Here is a 4,402-nt window from a genome sequence, read left to right as displayed (position 1 = left end):
CAAACCAGGGCTTGGCTGGCGGTGTCAAGCGATGCGGTATAGGTAGTCAAAAGGGCTTCTCCCATGCACTGATTTGAGCGCTAATTATATGATATTTATGGATAATTTCCAAAGTTGATGACATTGGTCTGGCCCCTCCCCCAGCTCTATCTGATAGATTGGACATCGCTATATTTAGCGACTCCGAGATAATGGGGATAGCCAAGAAAAGCCCTGAATAAGCGGCGAAAAGTAGGCATACCGCCCATCCCGTTAGACGGACCCTCCCTCTCGCCCAGAACACCCAAACAATGGCGAATAGCCCTCCCAAAAGAGGAGTACGCGATTGACTCAGCGCGACTCCGAACAAAAAGAAAAAGGCCAATAGGCAGGAAACAAAAGCACTAAGGCGATTTCTTTCAAAAAGATAGCCAACCCCAACCAGCCCCAAGAGCAAGCAGGAAGCGTAATTGTTTGGCTGCGCAAAATTCGCAAATGGTCTCCCACCTGGAGGAAGATCAACCACCCAGAGACTACTGCCAAATTGCAACCACTGACGAAGAGAAATCCATACAGCGACAACCGAAGCAAAAACGGTCAACGAAAAAAAATATATTAAAAGCCTTTGCGAACCACCAAAACCCTCCACCAGATGGCGACCAATAAAAATAGAGAGAAAAAATGCAAATACATAAAAAAAACAAACCACTGCATCACCGCGAAACCAAATAACCCCCCCAAGCCACTGCACCATAGGAATAAAAGCGACAAAAAAAATAAAAACTTCAAATCTTGTAAAACGGACCACCCCACGAATACAGAATGCCAAAAGCAAAACACCTAAAAATGAAAAAGAATCCTGACAGAAGCCAAGCCACGGCGGGCTGTGATTTGGCAATAACCAAGAAAGCAAAAAAGCCAAACTGGAAAAAAATACAAGAATCGACTTGGTAGCTATCAAATCAGAGGGAGAATGCTTCACACACATATTTACGTCCAAAAAAAACCCTGCAAAAGCAGGGTCATAGAAAACAATCTAATTATTTGCAGCTAGACGGCACATACTTGGACTCGAGGTTGGAGCCGCACTTCCAAGCAACGATGGGTTGATTAGAACCTGAAACAAAACTGTTCGCCGTAGCGACAGTAGTTGCAGTAGCATCAACATACGGAGTAAGTGTAATGTTCTGGCCGTTAATCCCAGTACCAATGCCCTGGATAGTAGCGGTAACAACACCAGCCTGCGACGTGGTGAGGGATGCAACATAGCGCGATTTCGGGCTATTGCTTTCGCCACATCCAAAGCCGTTAGCAGCCGGAGTCGAACTAAAACCGGTCTGAGATGCCTCTGTGATCGCCGTACGGCAACCGGATACCGCCAAAACAGCTTCAGAAATTTTTGCCCGAGCGGTGTAATCCTGATAAGCAGGCAGAGCGATAGCAGCCAGAATCCCGATGATCGCCACGACGATCATCAATTCAATGAGGGTGAAGCCTTTTTGAGCTTTCATGTTTCTCTCCGTAGTTGTCAGGCCTGAAGACCTGCGCAAGCACTAGCAGCTTCCATGCCACAGGGCACAGCGCACTGCTGGCGCCTATTGATCGGGCGCCGCCCACTGCAACTCGCCATGTAAAGCGTCCCAAAGTGACGATTTACGTCAGCTCCCCCCAGCTTCATTTGGCAGCCCCCCTCGTCTGCGCTATAAGGGCAGGCATTATGTGAGGCGCCCCTATGAACGACATCATCCAACTTTCCGGCCTAGCTAAGCAGATGGTGCTGGCAGAGATTCTTAGCGAAAAAGCCGCGCAGCAGGCACAGCAGCAATCACAGCGGAACAAGCTGTCGCTGGTCACCTATGTAGTGCAGAACAGGCTTGCGAAAAGCCGGGAAGTGGCGGAACTGGCTGCTGAACAGTTCGGTATCTCCCTGTTTGATCTCAGCGTTGTAGATAGAGAGGGCCAGCCGAAGGAACTGGTCAGCGAGAAACTCGTGCGCCAACACCGTGCGCTTCCGCTCTGGAGACGAGGGAATAAGCTGTTCGTAGGGGTATCGGACCCGTCCAATCATCAGGCAATTACTGACATCCAGTTCAGTACAGGTTTGACCACCGAAGTGATCCTTGTCGAAGACGACAAGCTAGGGAATGCCATTGACCAAATGTTCGAGGCCGCGAGCAATGCGCTTGACGGCCTTGCCGACATGGATATGGAAGCCCTCGACATAGAGAATGCCAACGAAGACAAACCTATCACCGAAGGCGGCGACGCCGACGATGCACCCGTGGTCCGCTTCGTCAACAAGATGCTACTGGATGCTATCAAAGGCGGCTCATCCGATCTCCACTTCGAGCCCTACGAGAAAACCTACCGTGTGCGTTTTCGCACCGATGGCATCCTGCATGAGGCCGCGCGCCCACCGATCCAACTGGCCAGCCGGATTTCCGCGCGGCTCAAGGTCATGGCTGGCCTGGACATTTCCGAACGACGCAAGCCGCAAGACGGCCGCATCAAGATGCGCATCTCCAAGACCAAGGCCATCGACTTCCGGGTGAATACCCTGCCTACCTTGTGGGGCGAGAAGATTGTGATGCGGATCCTCGACCCGACCAGTGCGCAGTTGGGTATCGATGCGCTCGGTTACGAAGAAGACCAAAAAGAGCTATACCTGAAAGCCTTGGCGCAGCCGCAAGGCATGATCCTAGTGACCGGCCCCACGGGTTCGGGCAAGACGGTTTCCCTGTACACCGGGATCAACATTCTCAACACCGTGGATATCAACATATCCACGGCGGAAGACCCGGTGGAAATAAACCTCGAAGGCATCAACCAGGTCAACGTCAATCCACGCCAAGGGATGGACTTCGCTCAGGCACTGCGTGCATTCCTCCGCCAGGACCCCGACGTAATCATGGTCGGCGAGATCCGCGATCTGGAAACAGCCGAGATCGCCATCAAGGCCGCGCAGACCGGACACATGGTGATGTCCACGCTACACACCAACAGCGCCGCGGAAACCCTCACTCGACTGCGCAACATGGGTGTGGCCGCCTTCAACATCGCCACCTCGGTCAACCTGATCATCGCTCAACGCTTGGCCCGCAAGCTATGCCCCGTCTGCAAGAAGGAAGTGGAAGTTCCGCGAGACACGCTGATTGCGGAAGGCTTTCCGGAAGACAAGATCGGCACCTTCAAGATCTATGCGCCAGTTGGCTGCGACAATTGCAAGCACGGCTACAAGGGCCGTGTCGGTATTTATGAAGTGGTTAAAAACACGCCATCCTTGCAGCGAATTATCATGGAGGAAGGCAACTCCATCGATATTGCCGCGCAGATGCGTGAAGACGGCTTCAACGACCTGCGCACCTCGGGCCTGCACAAGGCCATGCAAGGCGTGACCAGCCTTGAAGAAGTCAACCGCGTGACCAAGGATTAATCATGGCGCAGAAAGCAATCAAGACCAGCCTGTTCACCTGGGAAGGGACGGACAGGAAGGGTACAAAGGTCAAAGGGGAGTTGAGTGGTGTAAACCCCGCACTGATCAAAGCCCAGCTTCGTAAGCAGGGCATCAGTCCCACCAAGGTACGCAAGAAAGGCTTTTCCTTCGGAGCTGGCAAGAAGATCAAGCCGATGGACATCGCCCTGTTCACCCGGCAGATGGCGACCATGATGAAGGCAGGGGTTCCCTTGCTGTCGTCCTTCGACATCATCATGGACGGCCAAGAAAATCAGAACATGCGCAAGCTGATCGACGAGATAAAACAGGAAGTGGCAGCGGGCAACAGTTTCGCCAATTCGCTGCGCAAGAAACCTCAGTACTTCGATGACCTTTATTGCAACCTTGTAGACTCGGGCGAACAGTCAGGCGCACTGGAAACCCTACTTGACCGCGTTGCCACCTATAAAGAAAAAACCGAACTGCTGAAGAAGAAAATCAAGAAGGCAATGAACTACCCTATTGCAGTCGTAGCGGTCGCCATCATTGTTTCCGCCATTCTCCTTATCAAAGTCGTCCCGCAGTTCCAGTCTGTGTTTGCTAACTTCGGCGCAGAATTACCGGCCTTTACTTTGATGGTGATCGGGCTTTCCGAAGCATTGCAGGAATGGTGGTTCCTGATCTTGATCGCTATGTTCGGATTGGGCTTTGCATTCAAGGAGGCCCATAAACGCTCGCAAAAATTCCGAGACAGTGTTGATCGCGCTGTACTTAAACTTCCCATCGTCGGGGACATTCTCTACAAGTCATCTCTTGCCCGCTACGCGCGCACGCTTGCTACTACATTTGCCGCCGGTGTTCCTCTAGGGATGGTCTGAAGTAGTCAGGTATTTCTGGCTGACTCCAGCCCTTGCCGATTTCAAAACGGTGATTCGGCTAGAAAACGATCAAATCATCCCCTCTTTCCGGATTTATAGCCGGCGCGAGCAC

The 4,402-nt window shown here is 52.1% G+C and carries 3 protein-coding genes and 1 pseudogene; 2 read left to right on the top strand and 2 right to left on the bottom strand.

All coding sequences use genetic code 11. From position 1 onward, the window contains the following. Positions 1-46: 46 nt before the first annotated feature. Together QMX85_RS23205 and QMX85_RS23200 are read right to left on the bottom strand one after the other, a co-directional pair. A complete protein-coding gene (locus tag QMX85_RS23205) occupies positions 47-967 on the bottom strand; it encodes a pilin glycosylation ligase domain-containing protein (RefSeq protein WP_282344888.1) in 921 nt (306 codons plus the stop codon). 52 nt (positions 968-1,019) lie between these two features. After that, entirely contained in the window at positions 1,020-1,490 is a 471-nt protein-coding gene (locus tag QMX85_RS23200) for a pilin (RefSeq protein WP_282344886.1), read from the bottom strand. Positions 1,491-1,711: 221 nt separating this feature from the next. On the opposite strand from QMX85_RS23200, the gene pilB reads away from it, so the two are divergent. Beyond that, positions 1,712-3,412: a type IV-A pilus assembly ATPase PilB gene (gene pilB / locus QMX85_RS23195; protein ID WP_282344884.1), complete on the top strand. Its 1,701-nt coding sequence runs from the start codon at positions 1,712-1,714 to the stop codon at positions 3,410-3,412. A gap of 2 nt (positions 3,413-3,414) precedes the next feature. After that, positions 3,415-4,275, top strand: a pseudogene (locus QMX85_RS23190) (type II secretion system F family protein); the annotation flags it as partial. Between the last annotated feature and the right edge of the window lie 127 nt (positions 4,276-4,402).

The sequence above is a fragment of the Pseudomonas sp. PS02288 genome, from assembly GCF_029959715.1.
Taxonomy (GTDB): domain Bacteria; phylum Pseudomonadota; class Gammaproteobacteria; order Pseudomonadales; family Pseudomonadaceae; genus Pseudomonas_O; species Pseudomonas_O kuykendallii.
Note: the sequence above shows the minus strand (reverse complement) of the source record. Positions and strands in the feature narration are given on the sequence as shown.

What these genes read in the sequence shown, in the direction of transcription:
- QMX85_RS23205 (WP_282344888.1), bottom strand. Translation starts at nt 967, where the DNA reads ATGTGTGTGAAGCATTCTCCCTCTGATTTGATAGCTACCAAGTCGATT.
- QMX85_RS23200 (WP_282344886.1), bottom strand. Translation starts at nt 1,490, where the DNA reads ATGAAAGCTCAAAAAGGCTTCACCCTCATTGAATTGATGATCGTCGTG.
- pilB (WP_282344884.1), top strand. Translation starts at nt 1,712, where the DNA reads ATGAACGACATCATCCAACTTTCCGGCCTAGCTAAGCAGATGGTGCTG.